6 protein-coding genes are annotated in these 21,749 nt (G+C 73.7%); 2 read left to right on the forward strand and 4 right to left on the reverse strand.

Annotated features, from left to right (window positions below; genetic code table 11):
* Positions 1 to 19: 19 nt before the first annotated feature.
* The 4 genes from ACFV9M_RS26425 to ACFV9M_RS26440 are packed head-to-tail and all read right to left on the reverse strand — an operon-like array spanning position 20 to position 12,701.
* Complete coding sequence (locus ACFV9M_RS26425; RefSeq protein ID WP_385071169.1) at positions 20 to 1,324, reverse strand: MFS transporter; 1,305 nt, start codon at positions 1,322 to 1,324, stop codon at positions 20 to 22.
* The gene (locus ACFV9M_RS26430; RefSeq protein WP_385102547.1) at positions 1,324 to 4,770 is read right to left on the reverse strand and encodes an AMP-binding protein; all 3,447 of its coding nucleotides are present in this window, start codon (positions 4,768 to 4,770) and stop codon (positions 1,324 to 1,326) included. Before ACFV9M_RS26430 ends, ACFV9M_RS26425 begins: the two co-directional genes overlap by 1 nt.
* A 56-nt stretch (positions 4,771 to 4,826) precedes the next feature.
* Positions 4,827 to 6,599, reverse strand: a complete 1,773-nt coding sequence (locus tag ACFV9M_RS26435; RefSeq protein ID WP_385071174.1) for an acyl-CoA dehydrogenase family protein — start codon at positions 6,597 to 6,599, stop codon at positions 4,827 to 4,829.
* Positions 6,600 to 6,629: 30 nt separating this feature from the next.
* Complete coding sequence (locus ACFV9M_RS26440; RefSeq protein WP_385071176.1) at positions 6,630 to 12,701, reverse strand: beta-ketoacyl synthase N-terminal-like domain-containing protein; 6,072 nt, start codon at positions 12,699 to 12,701, stop codon at positions 6,630 to 6,632.
* A gap of 723 nt (positions 12,702 to 13,424) precedes the next feature.
* Between ACFV9M_RS26440 and ACFV9M_RS26445 the strand changes: the two genes are divergently transcribed.
* Both ACFV9M_RS26445 and ACFV9M_RS26450 read left to right on the forward strand, forming a co-directional pair.
* Positions 13,425 to 15,035 carry an asparagine synthetase B family protein gene (locus tag ACFV9M_RS26445; RefSeq protein ID WP_385071179.1) on the forward strand — a complete coding sequence of 537 codons (1,611 nt, stop codon included), beginning with the start codon at positions 13,425 to 13,427 and terminating at the stop codon, positions 15,033 to 15,035.
* 370 nt (positions 15,036 to 15,405) lie between these two features.
* Positions 15,406 to 21,729 (forward strand): amino acid adenylation domain-containing protein, encoded by a 6,324-nt coding sequence (locus tag ACFV9M_RS26450; RefSeq protein WP_385071182.1) that lies wholly within the window; start codon positions 15,406 to 15,408, stop codon positions 21,727 to 21,729.
* Positions 21,730 to 21,749: the final 20 nt, after the last annotated feature.

Genomic DNA, 21,749 nt, shown 5'->3' on the forward strand with positions numbered 1-21,749 from the left:
ATCCTTCGTTTCTCGTCCGTCATGCGTCGGGTGAGTCGGGGCGGGGAGGCCGTCGGTCATGGGCGGGGCGCGGTGGGGTGGGAACGGGCGGGCCGGTTTCGCGGGGGGTTCGCGCCGCCGTCCCCCGGCGGGGCCGGCGGGCGCCCAGGACGAAGCACGCGGCGGCCAGGACCTGGCACAGGGCCAGCAGGGCGAACACGGTGTGCAGCGGCAGGCTCTCCGCCGCCGCTCCGCTGGTGACCAGACCGACGCTTCCGCCGGTCAGCCCGAAGGCGGCGATCAGGGTGAGCGCCGTCGACCGCAGCGGGGCCGGGATGCGCGCGGTGCGCACGGCCGCGATCGGTCCGTTGGACAGGCCGTTGAGCAGCCCGGCGGTGAACAGGACGGCGGCGAGTCCGGGCGCGTTCAGCGGCAGCAGCAGGGCGAAGAAGGCCGCGGTCTGGCCGATCCTGCCGAGGACCGACAGCCGGGTCGGGGAGAGGCGTCGCAGAGCCCGTCCGACGAGCAGGGTGCCGCTGAGCGCTCCGCCGCCGAAGGCGCCGAGCAGCAGACCGGCCAGGGTGGCCGAGCCGCCGTACTGCTCGAGGGCGAGGACCGGCAGCAGGACGAACAGGGCCTGCCACGCCGTTTCGGTCAGGACCTGTCCGAGGGTCCAGCAGCCCAGCAGCCGGTCGCGGCGCAGCACGTTCACCGCGGCCCCGGTGTTCCGGCGGGCGGTGCGGACCGGCGGGGCGAGGCCGCGCGGGATACGGAGACCGAGGATCAGCGCGGAGGCCAGATAGGTCCCGGCGTCCAGGAGCAGGACGGTCGGCGCACCGAGCCAGCTCACGAGCAGTCCGGAGACGGGCGGGCCGATCAGGATGGCGAGGCGGGTCGCGCCCTGGAGGTGGGCGTTGGCCTGGCTGAGCAGTTTCTCGTCCTCGCCGGCGAGGAACGGCAGCAGCGCCTGCTGACTCGCGGTGTAGGGGGCGAAGAAGGAGCCGATGGCGAAGAGCAGGAGCATGATCACCGGCAGCGGCAGCAGACCGGCCTGGTGCAGCAGCGGCACCAGCGCCACCAGCAGGGCACGGCTGTGGTCGGATGCCACCAGCACCCGGCGGGGGCCGAGGCGTCCGCTCAGCGGAGCCCCCAGTACGCCGAAGAGGGCGACGGCGATCATCTGGGCCGCCATCACCACCCCCATGTCCGCCGCCGAACCCGTGCTCTCCAGGACGAACCAGGGCATGGCCACGGCGCTGAGCTGCGAGCCGCTCATGGAGAGCACTTCGGCGGCCAGCACCGTACGGAGCACGCCGCGCGACGCGTTGCCGGGCGGTGGAGACATCAGCCGTCACTCCCCCGGACGCCCGCCCGGCCGTCCCTGCCGCGCGAGCCCCGGTCCGCCATCGCCCGGCGCGCCCGCGCCGCGCGGTCGCGGAGCCCGTCGGCGGGGGCGGCGGGCTGTGCTTCGGAAGCCGTGAGGAACCGCGCCAGGGCGGCGATCGTGGTGTGCTCGTAGAGCGCGGTCAGGGTCAGGGCGGTGAACCCGCGCCCGTGGAGCGAGGTGTGCAGCCGGGTGAGCAGGAGGGAGTTGCCTCCCAGGTCGAAGAAGTTGTCGTGCACGCCGATCTCGTCGCGGCCCAGGACTTCCGCCCAGGCGGCCGTGATCCGCCGTTCCGTGTCGTCGCGCGGGGCGGTCCGCTCGGCGGCCACCGGCAGGTCCTCGCGGCGCGGCCGCGGCAGCCGCGCGGTGTCGACCTTCCCGCTGGCGTTCAGGGGCAGCCGGTCCAGCCATACGTACGCCTCGGGGACCGAGGGAGCGGGCAGCCGGGACCGCAGGTCGTCGAGCAGTTCGGCGCGGTCGGGCCGCTGCCCCGCCGGTGACGCGGCGACGAGGTAGGCGACCAGGCTGGGCGTGCGGCCCGGGTCGCCGTGCACGAGGGCGGAGGACACCGCGGGGTGCCGCAGCAGCGCCGCCTCGATCTCGCCCGGTTCGATCCGGTGGCCGCGGACCTTCAGCTGCCGGTCCACCCGGCCCAGGTACTCGACGGTGCCGTCCGGCAGCCACCGGCCCCGGTCCCCGGTGCGGTAGACCGGGCCGGCGCGGCCGTGGAAGCGCTCCGCCGTCAACTCCGGCCGCCGCCAGTAGCCGGCCGCGACGCCCGCGCCCCGCAGGAAGATCTCGCCGGGCACTCCGGCGGCGCAGCGCCGCCCCGCCGGGTCCAGGATCTCGGCCCGGGTTCCGGCGATGGGCCGTCCGATGGTGTTCATCGGCCCGGTGGCACCGCCGGAGAGGTCGTGAGTGAGCGCGATCACGGTCGACTCGGTGGGACCGTAGGCGTTGCGTATCCGGTACGGGGTGCCGGCGGGCGGCGTCCTCGTCAGGGCGGCGGCACCGACGATCAGCTGGCGCAGCCGCGGCAGTGCCGCCCCGGACGCCCACAGTGCTTCCGCGAGCGGTGTGGCGAGCAGGACGACGGTAACTCGCCGCCGGGTGAGCCAGTCCGCGAGGTCGTCGGCGGCCGGTGCTCCCTCGTGGGGGACGACGCAGCCGCCGGAGGCGAGGGCGGACCACACGTCCCACTGGGTGGCGTCGAAGGCGACTCCCAGGAGCTGCCCGGTCCGGTCTCCGGGCTCCAGACCGAACGACTCCCGTCCCCACGAGGCGAGCTGGGCCAGGCTGCGGTGGCGGACGACGACGCCCTTCGGCCTGCCCGTCGTACCGGAGGTGTAGACGATGTACGCCGCCGCCCGCGGCGAGGCCAGGTGCGGGCCGACGGTGTCCGTCCCCGTCGCCGGCCGGTCCTGTCCCGGCCGGCCGTCCACGGCACCCGGCACGACGCCCAGGACCGGCCGACCGTCCACGGCACCCGGCACGACGCCCAGGACCGGTAGGCCGTCCCCGGCACCCGGCACGACGCCCAGGACCGGCAGGCCGTCCCCGGCACCCGGCACGACGCCCAGGACCGGTAGGCCGGCCGCGGCGGGGTGCGCGGCGCCGGAGGGGCCGTCGGCGATCACCGCGCACGCGCCCAGGTCGTCGAGCAGCTCGCCCACCCGGGCCGCCGGGAGGTCCGGGTCGAGAGGGCAGAAGGCGGCGCCCGCGTACCAGGCGGCGAGCATCGCGACGACCAGGTCCTCGCCCCGGCGCAGGAGCACGGCCACCACCGGGTCGTCGGCCGGGCACAGCGGCCGCAGACGCGCGGCGAGGGCCAGTGCGCGCCGGTGCAGTCCGGCGTAGGTGAGGACGCCTCGCGCGGTGTCCACGGCCGGGGCGTCGGGCGTCTGACGGACCCATCGGCCGAGCAGGTCCGGGACGGTGGTCGTCGGGCCGGCCTCACCGCCGTTCTCCCAGGCGTCCAGGCGGGCGAGCTCCGCGGCGTCGTCCGCCACGAGGTCGAGGGTGTCGAGGCGGCTGCCGAGGGTTTCCGGGAGCCGGGCCAGCAGTCGCCCGTACAGCGTCGCCAGCTGGGCGACGTCGGCCCGGTGGGCGTGGTCGCCGCGGTAGGAGAAGGCCGCCTCGAGGGTGTCACCGGAGAGCGTCAGCACCACGGTCAGTCCGAACTTGGCCCGGTAGTCGGCGTCCTCCGAGGACAGCGGCAGCCTGACCAGCGTGCCCCCGCCCAGCCGGGGCGGCTCGGCGGGGACGGTCTCCAGGCTCAGGGTCACGTCGGCGTACGGGACGTGGCCGGAGCGGCGCGGTGGGTTCAGCCGCTCCACCACCTTCTCGAAGGGGACGCCGCTGTGCTGGTACGCGTCGAGGACTTCTCCGCGCAGGCTGACGAGCAGGTCCCGCAGCGTCGCGTCGGCGGCGGGGCGCGAGCGCAGCACCACCGTGTTGAGGCACGGTCCGATCAGCCCCGCGAAGCGCGGGTCGTCGCGCTGTGCGAGCGGGGCGCCGAAGACGACGTCGTCCCGGCCGGTCCAGCGGTGCAGGACGGCGGCCAGCGCCGTCGCCGCGAGCTGGTACAGGGTGCAGACCTGGTCCTGCTGGACGCGGCGCAGCCGGGCGGCCAGGCCCGCGGGCAGGGGGACGGTCACGGTGCCGTTGCCCTCGGGGTCCGGCCCGCAGGGCGAGAGGTCCAGGTAGGCGGGCGCCCCGGCGAGGTGGTCGGTCCAGTACGCCAGCTCGGCGGCCCGCTGCCCGGTGTCGCCGCCGTCCTGCGCGGCGACGAAGTCCCGGTACTGTGCGCGGCCGTCGCGCGGAGCGGCCACCGCCGGGAGAGGGCGGTGCCCGGGCGCCGGGCCGCCGCCGGACGCCTGCGTGTAGCAGTCGGCCAGCTCCCGCAGGAAGATCCCGGCGGACTCGCCGTCCCACACCAGGTGGTGCAGGCGGACGAAGAGCACCTGTCCCCCGGGGCCGCCCGTCTCCAGCAGCGCGGCGGTCAGCAGCCGGCCCGACGCCGGGTCGAACGGTTCGTCGGCGGCCCGGCGGAGCCACGCGTGCAGCGCGTCCTGCGGGGCGCCGTCCCCGCGCAGGTCGACCCGGTCCACCCGCGGGCTCCAGGGCACGCCGATCCGCTGCCGCAGGGTGCCGTCCCGCTCCTCGAACCGGGTGCGCAGGATCTCGAACCGTGCCACCAGCAGCGCGAGGGCACGCCGCAGGGTGTCGGCGTCGAGCGGCGGGCCGGTCACCCGCCAGGCCAGCGGCACGTTGTACGTGGCGGCGGCGTCCATCCGTTCCGCGAGCCAGATCCGCTGCTGGAACGCCGAGGCCGGGACCACCACCTCCTCGTCCGGCTCCGGGGCGCCGGACGGGCGGCCCTGGGTGGTGTGGTCGGGGACCGTCATGGCAACTGCTCCTTCGTCGAGTACGTGTCCGCACGGCGGGTGACGCCGCTCCCTCGTCAGAGCAGGTCCTCGGAGAGCGGGTGGGGCCCGGTGGCGGAGAGCCAGCTTGTGCTCTGCCCGGCGTAGTCGGCGCTGTCGTCGTCGGAGGCGGCGTCCCGCAGCTGCCGCAGGTGCCCGGCCACACGGTGCCGGGCCGCCTCGCAGTACAGGTCGGCCAGGCGCTGGCCGTCCTCGGCCGCCGGCGCGGCGGTCCGTGTCATGCCGGAGGCGCGAGCCAGGACGACGGCCATGGTGAGGAGTTCGGCGGAGATCTGGGAGAGCAGGACCAGCACGCGCTGGCGGGCGGTGAGCTCGGACCGGTCCGGGTGGCGGCGGGCCAGCTCCCGGCAGGTCAGCCCGAACCGGTGGGTCTCCTCGACGACCGCCGCGAGATGGGCGCGGTTGCGGTCGGTCAGGTCGGCGTCCAGGAGGCTCGCGTCGGGGGCGGCCGGGGCTTCGGGTTCGTCGGGCTCGGGGTAGTAGTACGACAGGATGTTGCGGCCCGCCAGCCAGTAGTCGATCATGAAGTCCACGCCGCCGGAGATCCGCATGTTGCGCACGTCGCGGACGGCCTGCTCCACCGGCAGCGCCGGTGCCCCGCGGCGCTTCTTGCTCGCCGCCGTCTCATAGCCCTCCGCCGCCGTGAGGGAGAGGGTCCGGTCGGCCACGCGGTCGGCGACGACGGAGGCGATGTTCTTCGCGACGTTCTGTTCGAAGGCCGTGTTGCGTCCCAGGTCCTGGTCCTCGTTGAGCAGGGCGGCGCGGGCGACGCTCTCCACGGCGAAGGTCTCCGCGAGCGAGTCGGCGAGCCTGCGCCGGATCTCCTCGTACTCCCCGAGCGGGCGTCCGTCCACCACCCGGCGGTTGACGAACTCACGGGACCACCGGCAGCACAGCTTCGCCACGGCCAGCGACGGCGCCACGATCATGTGCAGCCGTCCCCGGGTGACGAGCCGTGAGACGGCGGGGGTCAGGCGGGCCTGTCCGTTCCCCTCCTCCAGGAGCTGGTGCGAGGCGGGCACCCGGACGTTGTCCAGGGTGATCCAGCCGTTGGGGAAGCCGTGGATGCCGGAGAACTCGTGCCACCGCCCGCGCGAGAACCCCGGGGTGTCGGCCTCCACGAAGAAGACCTGGTTGGTGGCGGTGCCGTTCTCCCGGACGGTCGCGGTCACGCTGAACAGCGTGCCGAGGGGCGCGTGCCCCACGAAGACCTTGTGGCCGTCGAGCACGTACGCCGCCCCGCCGTCGACCGGCACGGCGGTGGTGGCCCGGTGCTGGTTGGCGGCGCCGCCGGGTTCGGTGTCCGCGGTGCCGGACAGGCCGCCGAGCTTCTGGTGCCGGTGCAGCAGGTCCTTCAGCGGCCCGTCCGGCACCACCGGCCAGAAGGCGGGCGCGCCGACGGAGTTCTCGATGCCCATCACCAGGGCGACGGGGAAGCAGTGGCTCGCGGCGGCCTGCACGACCCGGAACACGTTGAAGTGCGACAGGCCCAGGCCGCCGAGCGAGGGGTCGAGCTGGAGGCTCAGGTAGCCCCGGGACCGCAGCAGCGGGTACAGGCTCTCGGGCAGCCGCCGCGATTCCTCCACCTCGGCCGGGTCGACGTGTTCGCGCAGGAAGGCCCCCAGTTCGGCGACGGCCCGGTCCCCGGCCGCGCGGTCGGCCGCGTCCTGCTCGGCGACGGGGTGGACCAGGTCCCAGCGGAAGCGGCCCTGGTACAGCTCCTCCAGGAAGCTGGGGCGGTCGGGGTCGGACGAGAAGTTGCGTGGCTGGGCAGGACGTCGTCGCACCATGGGCAAGCCAATCGGGGTGGGGGGAGTGCGTCAGCGGTCGGAGTCCGCCGGTGGCGCCAGGGCCTGGTCGATCGCGGCGGCGAGCGCGGGTACGTGCCGGCTGCCCAGGATGCTGTGGTGGTCGCCCGGCAGGGGGCGCACGGTCACCCCGGCGCCGTACAGCGGGGCGATGCGCCGGCCGAGCTTGGTACGCCGGTCCTGGTCGGTGCCGGCCTTGAGCAGCAGCATCGGTGCGCGGACCGGCCGGGGGCGGTGGCGCAGCAGGGCGCTGATGCTGGTGTTGTGCAGCCGTACGTAGTCCGGCACACCGGCGGTGAGGCGCAGCCCGGCCAGCTCCCGCACCCGGGGCAGCTCGCCCTCGGGCCGTTCCGGCACCGGGCGCCGGGAGCGGGCGCCGTGGAAGCGGGCCTCCCATTGCAGGCGCAGGCTGGGCACCAGCCAGTGCGGCAGGGCGCCGACCGGCAGGCCGCCGGTGGCGGGCAGGAAGCCGTCGATGCCCACAAGAAGCTCCACCGACTCGCCCATCGTCTCCAGCAGGCGGGTCATCTCGTGGGCGACCATCGCTCCGTACGACCAGCCGCCCAGCAGGTACGGCCCGTTGCGCTGCACCTGCCGCAACACGGTGACGTGGTGCGCGGCGATGTCCTCGAGGCGGGCCAGCGGACGGCGGTGGTCGTTGAGGCCGGGCGCGTCCAGACCGTAGACCGGCCGGCTGCCGTCGAGATGGTCGGCGAGCAGCCGGTAGCACAGGGTGCTGCCCGTGGCCGGTGCCGCCAGGAAGAGCGGGCGGCCCGAGTCGGCCGCGCGGAGCAGGGTGAGGTGGTCGGGCAGGTGGTCGGGCGTGGGGTCGGGAAGCGGCGCCGGTGCCGTGGCGTCGGGGGCGCGGGTCTGCTCCACGGCGGGGACGAGGTGCCGGACGGCATTGACCAGCGCGGCGAAGGTGAGGTCGTGCGGCAGTGACGTGACGGGCACGTCGTGGCCCAGACGGCTGCCGATCAGTCCGCTGAGCTGCACGAGCATCAGCGAGTCTCCGCCGAGCCCGTGGAAGTCGGCGTCGTCGCCCACCGTCGGGGTGCCCAGCACCTCGCACCACAGGGCGGCCAGGTCCGTCGCGAGGCCGTCCGCGCCGGCCGTGCCGGACGGTTCGGCCGGGGTCGGTGCGGCCGGCGTGACCTGTGTGGCCGGCGCCGGCGCCGCGGACCCGGCGTCCGCACCCGGGGCCGTCGGGTCCGCCTCGGGTGCGGGTGGGCCGTCCGGCAGTCGCAGGCGTCCGGGCGGCGGGTCCAGGGCGAGCAGACGCGCCAGCCGGCCGGGATCGACGCGGGGGACCTCCAGGTGCCCCCAGGCGTGGCTGTCCGGCGAGGGGTCGAGTCCGCGGCGCAGCCGCTCGCCCTGCCAGGAGTCGGGGTCCTCGGTCACCACCCAGGCGGGGGCGCGGCCGGGCTGCCGCTCGCGCACTTCCCGCCACCGGTCCGCGGAGTCCGGGCCGGTCCGGGGCAGGTAGAGCAGCCCGCCGTCGCCCGGCGGCTGTTCGGGTTCGGGTCCGGGGCCGGCCGCGAACACCACCACGTGGTCACTGGCGAGACTGGCGTCCACCGCCCGGACGTCGGTGAATCCGGCGTCGTCGATCGCTCGCAGCCAGGTGGGTGCGTCGAGGTGGATGGAGTCGGTGCGCAGTTCGTCTTCGAAGTCCCACCATCCCGGGGCCAGGCCCCACATGACATGGGACCAGCGGGCGATCTCCGTGACCTCGACCAGGCCCAGCCGGCCGCCGGGCCGCAGCAGCCCCGCGAGCCGCCGCAGCGCGGTGGGAACCGACTCGGCCACGTGGACGACGTTGTACCCGAGCACCAGGTCGTAGCTGCCCCGCACCAGCCGCTGGTCGGCCGGGTCCGTTCCGATGTCGTAGGTGGAGAACCTCAGGCCGGTCAGACCGAGTTCGGCCGCGTGGGCCTCGGCACGCCGCACGATCAGCGGACTGACGTCGGTGATGTGGTATTCGATGCCCCGCCGGCCGGGCCACTCGGTCAGCAGGGGCCAGGTGAGCCGGCCGGCTCCCGCGCCGATCTCCAGGACGCGCAGCGTCCGGCCGGTCTCCCCGGCTCCGGCGGTCGCGGTGCGCACGACGTCGCGCAGGGCCTCCAGCGCGGCGGCGCAGTCGTCCAGCGGAATCCGGTTGTCGCGCAGGCAGTCGTCGAGGAACCCGGTGTCGGCGTCGGGGTAGAGAACCGATACGGGGGTGCGGTGACCGGCGAGGACGTCGGGGTAGGCGGCGGTGACATGGCGCAGCATCCGCGTCAGGCCCGGGAGTTCGTCCAGCTCGGACTCGACGGCCAGCGCGGCGGCCAGCGAGGCGGTGAGCGTGTCGGCGGCCTGCCAGTGGTCGCCGTCCCGTGACAGCCAGCCCTCCTGCTCCAGGACGCGCAGGCAGAAGTCGGTCAGTGCGGGCAGGCGCCGGTCGGGATCAATGCGCCGGCGCAGCTCCTGGTCGGTTGTCCGCCGTCCGTCCGTGAGGCCGGTCATCGCCACGATCTGCTGCCCGGTCAGCCCGGCGCAGTACAGGTCCAGCCGCCGGCTCAGCTCGGTCCGCCGGGTGAGCGGCGTGGTCCGGCTGGTCCAGGCCACACCGTCCACGGCGGCGTGCACGGGAGCGGTGAGGTCGGGCGGCGGCGCGGCCTCGACGTACTCCCGTACCGGCAGGTCGTGCTCGGCCAGATCGGCGGCCAGCGCGGCGGCGCGCGGGTGCCCGTCGCCGACCACGGTCCAGGACGGGGGCGGGCCGTCCGCCGTGGAGGCGGGGAGCTGCACGGGCCTCTGTCGGAGATCCCACCAGAGCCCGCCGCGCCAGGCGTGCGCGTCGGCCCCGGGGCCGGGCAGCCGGGACGGTGCGGTGCCGTCACCGAGGTCGAGCAGGGCGACGGGCTGTCCGGTCCGTAAGTGGTGCGCGGCCCAGGCGCCCCAGTCGGGGGCGGCGGCCGCCGGGGCGGCGGCCAGGACGTCGGTCAGCCCGCGGCCCGCGACGAACAAGGGGGCGCCGAGCCGCCCGGCGGTCTCGACCGCTTCGGCGAGCACCGGGGCGACGTCCGGCGCGTCCGGACCGGTCAGCGCTTCCCGCTCCGGTGGAACGGCGATCACCAGGGGGCGGCGCCCGGTCCGAACCGCGATGTCGCCGGCCGCCGCCGCGAGGGCACCGGGCCGCCAGGCGACCGCGGTGACCCCGTGACCGGACAGGGCCGCGCCGAGCCCGGCGGAGTCTCCGGCGAGCAGCACGTCGTAGGCGCCGGGACGGGCGGCACCGGCCTGCGTCCACACAGGGGCGACGGCCTGCGGGGTCCGGTGCGAGGAGGACGGGGGCGTGACCGGCGCGGCCGCCGGTGGACGGGGCGGTGCCGCGAGCGGGGCCGGCACGGCGGTTCGGGCCAGCGGATGGGGCGGCAGGGAGCAGATCCGTCCGGCGCGGACGGGCGCCAGGGACTCCCAGTCCACACTCACCCCTTCCTCCCACAGCCGCGCGAGACCGCCGAGCAGGTTCCCGCGCTCATCGGCCGGGGAGCGGCCCAGGAGCGGCACGGCGACGAGGTCCGCCGACCGGCGGATCGCCTCCCGGGTCAGCGAGTCCCCGGGCCCCAGCTCCACCAGGACCGGCGCGCCGCCCTCGGCGAGCGTGCGCATCCCGAGGTCCAGCCGGATGGTGCCCGTGAGCTGCCGGGCCCAGTAGTCGGGGTCCCGCGCCTGCTCGGGGGCCGTCCACTCGCCGGTGAGTCCGGAGATCCACGCCTGGTGCGGCGCCTTCCCCGGCACCGTGGCCACGGCCTTGCGCAGCTCGTCGGCGGCGGTCGCCATCAGCGGGGAGTGGAAGGCGTGGGCGGTCGGCAGGAGCCGGCTCGCGGTGCCGGCGGCCTGCCGGTCGGCGGCGAGCGCCTCGATCCGTTCCGTCGGGCCGGACACGACGACGTAACCCGTCCCCACCGTGGCGAGCGACACACTGTCGTCGAGCAGCGGCGTCACCTCGTCGAGCGGTGCTCGCACCACGAGCATCCGGCCGGACGGCGCCCGGTGCATCGCGGTCGCGCGCGCATGGACGAGGTCCAGTGCGTCCTGCCGGTCCCAGACACCGGCGACCGCGGCGGCCACGTACTCGCCGACGCTGTGTCCCAGGGAGGACTCGGGGGTGACGCCCCAGGCGGACAGCTGCCGGGCCAGCGCGTAGCCGTACACGAACAGGCCGAGTTGCTGGTGGCGGGTGTCGAGGAACCAGTCGGGGGAGGTGCCGGGGTCCAGCGCCGGTGCCAGGTCGATGTCGTGGCGGGCGCGGACGTGGGCCCGGCAGGTCTCGAAGACCTCGCGGAACACCGGGAGCAGTGCGTGGGCGGCCTGTCCGTGACCGGCTTGCAGGGCGCCCTGTCCGGGGAAGAGGAAGGCCACCCGGGGAGCTTCCGCGGCCCGGGCGGTCCGGTCGCTGTCCCGCAGCAGCGCGGCGGCCTCGGCGGCGTTCCGGGCGACGACCGACAGGCGGTACGGGAAGCGCCGGCGCGCGGCCAGGGTCCGTGCCGCGTCCACCGGCCGGGGCGCGTCGGCCGCGCCGAACCGGTCGGCCAGCCGGGTGCGCAGCGTGTGCAGCGCCTCGGGGGTGGCGGCGGACAGGCAGAGTGCGTGTGCCCCGTCTGCCTCATCTGCCTCGTCTGCCCCGTCTGCCTCATCTGCCTCGTCTGCCTCGTCTGCCTCATGGAGATCGCCCGGCTCGGTGCGGGGCGGTTCCTCCAGGACGAGGTGGGCGTTGGTGCCGCCGATGCCGAAGGAGCTGACGCCGGCGAGCCGTGAACCGGCCTGCTCCCAGGGGCGGTACTCGGTGCTGACCCGGAACGGTGACGCGTCGAGGTCCAGGGCCGGGTTGGGGCGGGAGAAGTGCGGGGTCGGGACGAAGACGCGGTGGTGCAGCATGAGCGAGGTCTTGATCAGGCCGGCGATGCCCGCCGCGGCGCCGGTGTGGCCGATGTTGGCCTTCACGGTGCCGAGCAGGCAGGGACCGGTCCGGGAGCCCTCGCTCTCGGCGGCGAAGGCCGCGGTCAGCGCGGCCGCCTCGACCGGGTCCCCGACGGGTGTGCCGGTGCCGTGCGCCTCCACGTAGCCGATCTCGTCGGAGGAGACGCCCGCCCGGGCCAGCGCCATCCTGATCACGTCCCGCTGCCCTGTCACCGAGGGCGCCGTGTAGCCGACCTTCTCCCGGCCGTCGTTGTTCACCGCCGATCCCCGGATCACGGCGACGATCCGGTCGCCGTTCTCCAGCGCGTCGGTGAGGCGTTTCAGTACGACGACTCCCACGCCGCCGCTGTTGACGGTGCCGGAGGCGTCGGCATCGAAGGCGCGGCAGCGGCCGTCCGCGGAGAGGATCGACCCCTCCTGGTGGAGATGGCCGCCGACCTGCGGGAGGTGGAGCGCGGCGGCTCCGGCGAGTGCCACGTCGCACTCGTGGCCGAGCAGCGCCTGGCACGCCTGGTGGACCGCTACCAGCCCGGTCGAGCAGGCTGTCTGCACGGTGATCGCCGGGCCGCGCAGGTCGAGTTTGTATGCGGCCCGGGTGGCCAGGAAGTCCTTCTCCCGCCCGATCAGCCGCTGAGTGGCCGTGGCGGTGTCGACGGAGCCCGCCGGCGGCGCGGGCGTGTGGTCACCGCCCGCGAACAGGCCGGTCCACTCCCCCGACCGGTCGGGGTCGATGCCCGCGTCGTCCAGGGCCTGTGCGGCGCACTCCAGGAAGACGCGGTGCTGCGGGTCCATCGTCGCTGCCTCGGCGGCGCTGTACCCGAAGAACTCCCGGTCGAACAGTTCACCGTCGGGCACCACTCCGCGGGCCGGAACGAACCTGGGATCCGTGACGAGCGCGGCGTCGATTCCCGACGCGTCGAGTGCGGACCGATCGAAGTGGCTGATGCTGTCGATGCCCGCGCAAAGGTTTCTCCAGTACTCCTCGGTGTTGTGAGCACCGGGGAATCGGCAACTCAACCCGACTACGGCGACAGAGTTTTCCTGCGTCATCGGATCTCCGTGAGCTATGTGGCGTACCTGTTCGTCGCGCCCGCCCGCCGCCAAGACCTTGCGGCGCATTGAGTGTCACCCCGTTGACTGGTCCAGCATTGCAAGATCCGAACCCGTGTCAACCCCAGGACGACCCCGCTCGTGCGCTATTGCCACTGCGTTCCGGCCGTCACTCCTTGGAACCTCATGGCAATCTTCCCCCGTTGATCGCCGGTAATGTTGCGGGATCATGAAATGTGGAATCCATGCCGGCCGCCGCAGCGAAGCCGTACTTTTCGCTGTTCATTTCGCGTGCCATCCCATTCCGTGGGCAAGGACGAAGAAACGACGGAGACGGAACATTCAGGACATGACGACAGGTGCCATAAGTGCGCCTCGACCTTCCACATTTCATGATCCCGTAACATTACCGGCGGCCGGTCGGGCTACATTGCCATGAGGTTCCAAGAAGTGACGGCCAGAGCTCAGCGCTCAACAGAGTGAAATGAGTCGAACGTGTCGCGGAAGTTATTGGGGCGGTCACCGAAAAACGGACATGCGCGGCAGACGGTACGGACGTAATTCGAATCCTGTGAATTACGTGAGGCTGCAGAATCTCGCGAGGTCTCGATGTCTAGTTTTGCCGGATGGTCGGCTTATTCCAAAAAGGCTGAGGTGCGCGAAGCGGACTTCAGCCGCGTGATGACGGACCTCGCTGTGCGCGGCAGGGTCGGACACGGGACATGGCGGCACGAGAGTGCCGCCCTTGTGCAGACGGTCGGTCCCACCTGGACCGGGCCCACAGGGCCGGCGGTGCTCGAGCGCGCCGGGGCCCCGCCGGTGGCCGTGGTCTTCGACGGTCACCTCGCCAACGCCACCGGCCTCGCGGCCTCGCTGGCGGTGCGCCCGGGGTACTCGCCCTCACAACTGGTGGCCCACGCCTACCTCAAGTGGGGGCGAGCCGCTGTCGAGCGGTTCCAGGGCGACTTCGCGTTCGCCGTCCTGGACGCGGACAGGGTGCTGCTGGGACGCGACCGCCTCGGCATCAAGCCACTCAGCTATGTGGTGACCGGGAACGGCCTGCTGTTCTCCTCCGACCTCGCCACTCTCGCGCGGCACCCGTGGGTCCGGCCCCGGCTCACCGCCGACGGCCTGAGCGCGCTGATCACGCAACTGCGCCCGCCGGGGCGCGGGGTGCTCGCGGACGTGCGGGAGGTGGTGCCCGGAAGCACGGTCGAGTTCCGGGCCGGCGGTGTCGGCTCCGAGGCGCGCTACTGGTCACTGCAGGATCCACCGGAGGCCCCACCGGGCCGCCCCGTCGAGCAGGTCAGAGAGCTGCTGGACGATGCCGTGCGCCGTGCGCTGGGCGACTCCGAGCCCGCTGTGCTGCTGTCCGGAGGACTGGACTCGAGTGTGCTGACCGGCCTCACCGCCGGCATCGCGAAACACCCCCCGAAGACCTTCACGGTCGTGTTCGACCAGACCGGTGTCCCGGTTCCCGACCGGCCGTACGCGCAGGAGGTCGTCGACTTCCTCGGGTGCGAGCATCACGAGGCCGAGATCGACCCCCGCGAGCTCTCGGAACCCGGTCTGCTGGCCGAGGTCGCCGCGGCCAAGGACCACCCGACCCCGTTCGGCGACAAGAACATCACGCCGTACGTCTTCGGACGCCGGGTCGCGGAGGCGGTGCCGGTGGTGCTCAGCGGGGAGGGCGCGGACGCGGTGTTCACCGGGCTCGGCGGGGATCCCGACCCCACCCGTGCTCTGACATCGTTTCCCTGGATCGAGCGTTCCCGGCGTTTCGGACTGCCGTACGGCATCGGGGCCGGGCTGTTCGACGCCGATCTGCTCTGCGCCATCGACGTGTCCGGCTGGATCGACTCGCTGTTCCGCGAAGCCGTCGCCGAGGTGCGGCACCCGCCGGGCGCGTCCCGCGCCGACCGCCTCGCCCGCGAGATCGATCACCTGACGATCACCCGGCTGCTCGAGCAGACGGTGCTCCACTCGGAGCGGATATCGACGGCCGCCGGGCTGCAGGTGCGCTTTCCGTTCGCCGACCCTCAGGTGGTGTCGGCCGTGTACCACTTGCCGGCGCCGGCGAAGTCCTTCGACGGCAGGGAGAAGAGCCTCCTGCGCGCCCTCGGGCACGACCTGGTCCCGGAGTCGGTGCGCACCCGGCCGAAGGTGCCCTACCCGATCACCTACGACACGTACTACAAATCCGCTCTCCTGAGCCGCCTCCGGGCGCTGTTGAACGACTCGGCGGCCCCTGTGCACACGCTGCTGGACCGTCGTGCCGCCGCCGCTGTCGTCGACGATCCGAGCCGGCTCGACCGTGGTGGCTGGCTCGGCCGTGCGGACGTCGAGATGGTGTTGCAGCTCGACGCGTGGCTCAGGCGGCTGCACGTGCGGATCCAGGTGTGATCCCAGCAACAAGACGAGCCTGACCCGCCCACCAACTGCTCGCCGACGCGGCGCCGCCCACACCGTCCGGGCGGTGAGCCCGGACCACCATCCGGGCGGTGAGCCCGGACCATCATCCGGGCGGTGAGCCCCGAGATCCGCCGCTTCGGCCGAACCCGTCTGCCCATGGCCCCGGTCCTCGCCCGAGCGAGGAGAGCCACCGATGCCGACGCCCAGGGGCCGGCAGACGTCTCCCGTTGTCGCGCGCGGCAGCGCGTCAACGCCCCCCCACACATCCGGCTGTCCGCCATGGACCGACCTGACTTCGCCGCACCGGACAAGCACCGGGCGGCGAAGAAGAAGCCGGACGCGACGCGGAAATGAGGCACATGTGAGTGACCCGAAGCAGGTCCCGCTCTCGGTCGGGCAGGAAGCCATCTGGGTCGCGTGGAAACGTGACCCGACCGCCTGGACGAACATCATCCCGACGCCGTTCGAAGTGACCGGTTCACTCGACGTGGCACGCCTGCGTGCGGCGGTCAGGGAGATCGGCGAGCTCTACCCCCAGCTCCGCGGCCGGGTACTGGCCACACCGGGCGGCCTGGTCCTGGACCGCTCGGGCGGCCCGGAGATCCCGGTGACGGAGACGACGACGGACCTCCCCAGGGACGAGGCCGTACGCCGGAGCTGGCAACGGCCGTTCAACCTGCGCCGCGGACCGCTCGCCCGGGTGGAGCTGCTGCGGGGCGCGGACTTCACCGTCCTGGTCCTGGCCGTGCACCACCTGGTGTTCGACGGCGCGTCGATCCTCGTGCTCCTGGAGGCGCTGAGGGACACCTACGCGGGTGCCACTCCGGTCGCCCCCGACCACGGCGAACTGGTGCGCTTCGCCGAGCGGTCGCACGCGCTGGCCGACGGTCCGGAAGGCGAACCCGACCGGGAGTACTGGCGGCAGACGCTGGGCGGGCAGGACATCGGCTTCCGGCTGCCGCCGAGCGTGGACGAGACGCGGTACACCGTGCTGGAGGAGCTGTTACCCGGAGAACTCGCCGCCCGGCTGCGCTCACGTGCCACCGAGATCGGCGTCTCCTACACCTCGGTGCTCCTGGGAAGCTACTTCGCGTTGCTGCGCCGCTACGGCGGAGGCTCGGACGTCCTGTCGTTCGTGCCCTACCACGGCCGGTCCTCGGCGTCGCTGCGCGAACTGGTCTGGGACTTCGTGAACCCCCTGCCGGTCCTGGACCGGCCCACGGCGGACGACACCTACGCCTCGCTGACGCGTCGTGTCCACGGTCGCGTGAGGGACGCCGTCGCGCACGGGAACCTGCCACTGCCGGCGATCATCCGGGCGGCCGGCCTCACCGGGCCGGAAGCGGGGGCACGCACCCACCAGACGGTGTTCCAGGTCTGGAACGCCGGCCTGCGGGCCGGGGTCGACGTGCAGGATCTGCCCCTGCACCACGGCGAGCACCGGGCGTCGCTGCGGCTGCTCGGCATGGAGAGCTCCGCCGGTTTCGTCCTGGCGACGATGGTGCGAGAGGACAGCGCCGGCACCCACGTGCTGTGGAAGGACCCGACCGGAGCCGTCGGCCCCACCCGGATAGCCGAACTCGCCCACGACTACCGTTCCATACTCGACTCGGTCGCCGAGAACCCCGAGACGCCGCTGATCGACGTCCGACGGGACCTCGAGACAGACCCCGGAGCCGTGGAACGGCCACGGCCCGGCCCTGCTCCGGAGCGGGCCGCGGACGAGTCGGTGACGGAGATGGCCCGTCTCTGGGCCGAAGTGCTCGGCGTGCGGGAGATCGGCCCGGAAGACTCGTTCTTCGAGCTGGGGGGCCACTCGCTGCTGGCGGAGAAGCTGGTGCTCGCGGTCAACAGGCTCTACGACGCCGAGGCGGCGTCGATCCGGACCCTGTTCGACCACCCCCGCCTGCACGACTTCACGGCCGCGGTGGCTCCGGCCGCCGCCCCGGAAGAGACGGACGACCTGCCGGCCGCGGACCCCGTGCCGTCCGAGCCGGACCGCACCGCCCCCAGGACAGCGCCCGCCATCCCCGTCGAGCCGGACCGCACCGCCCCCAGGACAGCGCCCGCCGTCCCCGTCGAGCCGGACCGCACCGCCCCCAGGACAGCGCCCGCCGTCCCCGTCGAGCCGGACCGCACCGCCCCGAGGACAGCGCCCGCCGTCCTCGTCCGGCCCGCCTCCCCCCACCAGCAGCGCATGTGGTTCGTGGACCGGTTCGAGAACGGGGAGATCTATCCGGCGGCGCCGACCTACCACAACCTCAGGCTCGTGCTGCGGCTTCCCGAGGCCCCCGAGCGGTCCCGGCTGGACGCCGCCGTCTCGGCGGTGGTGCGGGCGCACGAGGCGCTGCGCACCACGTTCGACCACGTGGACGGCCAGGTGGTGCAGCGCATCCACGAGACCCTCCCGGTGCGCCCGGAGTGGCTGCCCGCCGGCACCGGCCCCGAAGCGCTGCGCGCAGCCGCCACCGCACCGTTCGACCTGGTCGAGGGCCCGCTGCTGCGCGTCACCGTGCTGCCGCGCGAAGACGGCTCGGCCTGGCTGGCGCTGACCGCCCACCAGGCCGTCGCGGACGACCACTCGCTGCGGCTCCTCGCCCGGCAGCTCCTCGGCGACACCCCCGAACCCAGCAGCTTCAGCACCTGGCACGAGCGGATACCGCAAGAGGCGCGGCGCGCGGACATCGAGGCACGCGCCGCCGTGCTCAGCCCTCCGGCCGAACCCCTGCGCCTGCCCGAACGGCGTCAGCGCGACGCCGTCCACGTCTACGAGGAGGCCGCGGCCGGCTTCTCGGTCCCGGCGGACACAGCGGTCGGCACGCTCGCCGAAGGGCTCGGCGTAACCCCCGCTGACGTGCTGCTGGCCGCCTTCACCGCCGTCCTCGGCTGGTACACCGGACAGACCGACCTGGTGCTGGGTCTGACCCACCCGGGACGCCACGACGCCGACCGCGACATCGTCGGCCCCCTGTCCAACCTGCTGCCGCTGCGCTTCGAGGCGCAGCCGGACGTCACCTTCGGCCGGCTGGCGACCGCGGTCGCGGCCGAGCGCGCGCACGCCCAGCGGCACGAGCACGCACGGTTCGACGAGCTGGTACGCCGGATCGACCCGGTCAAGGACATGAGCCGCACCGCCCTGTTCGACGTGCTCGTCACGGTCCTCGACGGAACCGGGCCACAGGAGGAGACCGGCCTCGCGGGCGGCTACGGCAAGTACGACCTCCACCTCGTGCTGCGCGCGGAAGACGGCGGCCACAAGGGCGTACTCGTCTACAACGGCCGCTACTTCGACCACGACCAGATCGCCGCCCTCGCGGAGCACTTCACGACGGTCCTGCGGCAGGTCGCGAAGCGACCGCACACCGCGCTCGGTGACCTGGACCCGCTGACCGACGACGAACGCCACACCCAACTGGCCGTCTGGAACGCGACCGACGCCGCGTACCCGGACACCACCGTCCACGAACTGGTCCGGCAGGCCGCCGGGCGCCGGCCCGAGTCCGTGGCTCTGACGCACGAAGGCACGGAGATCACCTACGGACAGCTCCTCGCCAGGTCCCAGCGGCTCGCGAAGGTCCTCCTCGAACACGGCGTGGAGCCGGGCGAACTCGTCGCCCTGCTGCTGCCGCGAGGGCCACGGCAGATCGAAGCCATCCTCGCCGTGCTGTTCGCGGGGGCCGCGTACCTGCCGGTCGACCCTGCGGGGCCGCGGGAGCGGGCGGCCTTCATCCTCGACGACTCCAAGGCCCGGCTCGCGGTGACCCCGGACGGCGCTGACATCCCGGGGTTCTCGGGGACCGCCGTCGCCGCCGACGCCGAACCCGGCACCGACCGCGACCTGCCTCAGGTGGCCGCCGACGCGCCCGCCTACTGCATCTACACCTCCGGCACCACCGGAAAGCCGAAGGGTGTGGTGATCACCCACCGGAACCTGGTGCGGCTCGTCACCAACGAGCGCTTCCCGTTCGTGTTCGGACCGAGCGACGTGTGGACGATGTTCCACTCCTACGCCTTCGACTTCTCGGTCTGGGAGGTCTTCGGCGCACTCGTGCACGGCGGCAGGCTGGTGCTCGTGACCGAGGAGCAGACCCGCGACCCGGAGCAGTTCTGGGCGCTGCTGCAACGCGAAGGGGTCACCGTGCTCAACCAGACCCCGAGCGCGTTCGGCCGTATCGCGGACCGGGAACCGGCAACGCCCACGGGGCTCAACCGGCTGCGCTACGTGATCTTCGGAGGCGAGGCCCTGCGCCCGGCGGTACTGGGTGACTGGCTGGAACGCCGTCCCCATGTGCGGCTGGTGAACATGTACGGCATCACCGAGACCACGGTGCACGCCAGCATCCACACCGTCACCCGGGCGGACGTCGACGCGGACGCCGGCGTCATCGGCCGGCCGATCCCCACCACCCGGCTGCTGCTCCTGGACCGGCTGACGGGCCGTCGGCTGCTGCCGGTCGGCGCGGTCGGTGAGATCCACGTCGGCGGCGACGGGGTCGCGGGCGGCTACGCCGGCAGGCCCGAGCTGACCGCGCAGCGGTTCGTCGAGTCGCCGTTCGGCGACGGAAAGCTGTTCCGCAGCGGCGATCTGGCCCGGTACCGACCGGACGGAGCACTGGAATTCATCGGCCGGGCCGACGACCAGGTGCAGCTTCGCGGATACCGCGTCGAACCCGGCGAGGTGCGCGCCGCGCTGCTCGAACACCCGCAGGTCCACGACGCCGCGGTGCTGACCGAGCCGGACCGCCTCGTCGCAGTCGTGGCCACCACCGCCCCGCTCACCCGGCGCGACCTCTACGACCACCTGCTCGCCAAGGTGCCCGGCTACATGATCCCGGGAGAGTTCCGCACCGTCCCGGAGATTCCGTTGACGCCCAACGGAAAAGTCGACAAGGAAGCGCTGCGCCGCCGGCCGGGGACACCCCCGGCCGAACCGGTGGCCGTAGGACCGGTCACCACCGGGAGCGGCACGGCGGCGGTCCTCGGGCAGCTGTGGTCGGAACTGCTCGGTGTCTCCTCGGTGAAACCCGACGACTCGTTCTTCGCGCTGGGCGGGCACTCGATGAACGCGGTCTCGCTGATCGCACGGATCCAGCAGCACTTCGGTGTGAAACTGCCGATGCGCGCCTTGTTCGAGCACCCCCGCCTGGGCGACCTCGCCGCGCTCGTCGACCGCGGGCTCGGCGACCGCGGGCTCGGCGACCGCGAACTCGTCAACCGCGGGCTCGGCGACCGCGGGCTCGGCAACCGCGGGCTCGGCGACCGCGGGCTCGGCAACCGCGGGCTCGGCAACCGCGGGCTCGGCGACCGCGGGCTCGGCAACCGCGAACTCGGCGACCGCGTGTCCGCCGTCGCTGCGGACGCGGCGACGGCCGCCGACCGACTGCCGGCGGCCGGCCCACTGCAGCGACAGCTCTGGCTCGCGGAGCAGGTCGAGGAGCGCTCCCGCAACGCGGTCCTGCTGTCCTGGAAGGCCGAGGGGCCACTCGGCCTGGCGGTGCTGAACCGTGCACTGGCCGAGCTGGTCGCAGGGCACGAGATCCTGCGCACCGCGTTCGTGACGGACGGCGGCGCGCTGCGCCAGGTCGTCCGGGAGCCGTGGCGGCCCCGCATCGAGCTGGTGTCCGTCGCCGACCCCGCCGAGCCGGACGAGGAACTGGCCCAATGGCTCGAAGAGAGCGCGGAGCAGCCCTTCGACCTGGAGTCCGGGCGTCTGCTGCGGTTCGCCGTGGCGGACCTCGGGGCACACGCGCACGCGCTGCTGGTGTGCGCACACCACCTCGTCATCGACGGGGAATCGGTCCCGACGCTGCTGTCGGAGCTCGACCGCTACTACCGTGCCGTCGCGGACGGAGTACCCGCCAAGCCGCCGCGCACGCAGTACCGCGAGTTCGTGGCCGCCGGCGAAGCGGCCCGCGGAGGCGAGCGGCACCGCCGTGACCTCGACTTCTGGCGTGAACGGCTCGACGGCGCGAGGAGCACGGTCGAGTTCCCCGAGCCGCCGGCGGCGCCCGAGCCGGACGGGGCGGTCACGGTGCCGTTGCCGGCCGGCCTGGGACAGCGGCTGCGGCACCTCCAGACCCGCCACTCGGTGTCCTGGTTCATGGTGGTGGGCGCGGCGCTGGTGACCGCTGTGCACCGCTGGACCGGCCAGCCGAGTCTGACGGTGGGCGTCCCCGCCGTCCAACCGGACCGGGGCGCTTTCCCGGACCTGCTCGGGCCCTCCCTGAACACCGTCGTGCTGCGGTCCGACGTGACCGCGAACAGCTCGCTCGGCGACGTACTGGCCGCGCTGAGGACCGAGACGCTCGACGCGTTCGTTCACGCCGGCGCCCCGTTCGAGGACGTCCTGGAGCGGCTGGCCCCGGTGCGGCAGCCAGGACGCTCGCCCTACACCGATGTCACGTTGAACATGAACCTGCGCAGCGACCGCACGGCGGAGCTGGGAGGGACGCGTCTGCGGCCGGTCTTCCTCGACCGGCTCGGTGCCAGGGAGGCCAAGACGGGCATCACCCTGACCGTGGCCGAAGAGGACGGCGAGCTGGCCGCCGTGCTGTCCTACCAGGGGACGCGGGTCTCGGCGAAGCAGGCCGGCGTGCTGGCCGCGGCGGTCGGCGACGTGCTCGTCGGCCTGGCGGACGCCCCGGAGCGGGCACTGGCCGACACCGTCATCCAGCACCGGTCGTGAAAGGGAGCCGCGAGGTGACG

The sequence above is a fragment of the Streptomyces sp. NPDC059895 genome (assembly GCF_042731035.1).
GTDB lineage: Bacteria > Actinomycetota > Actinomycetes > Streptomycetales > Streptomycetaceae > Streptomyces.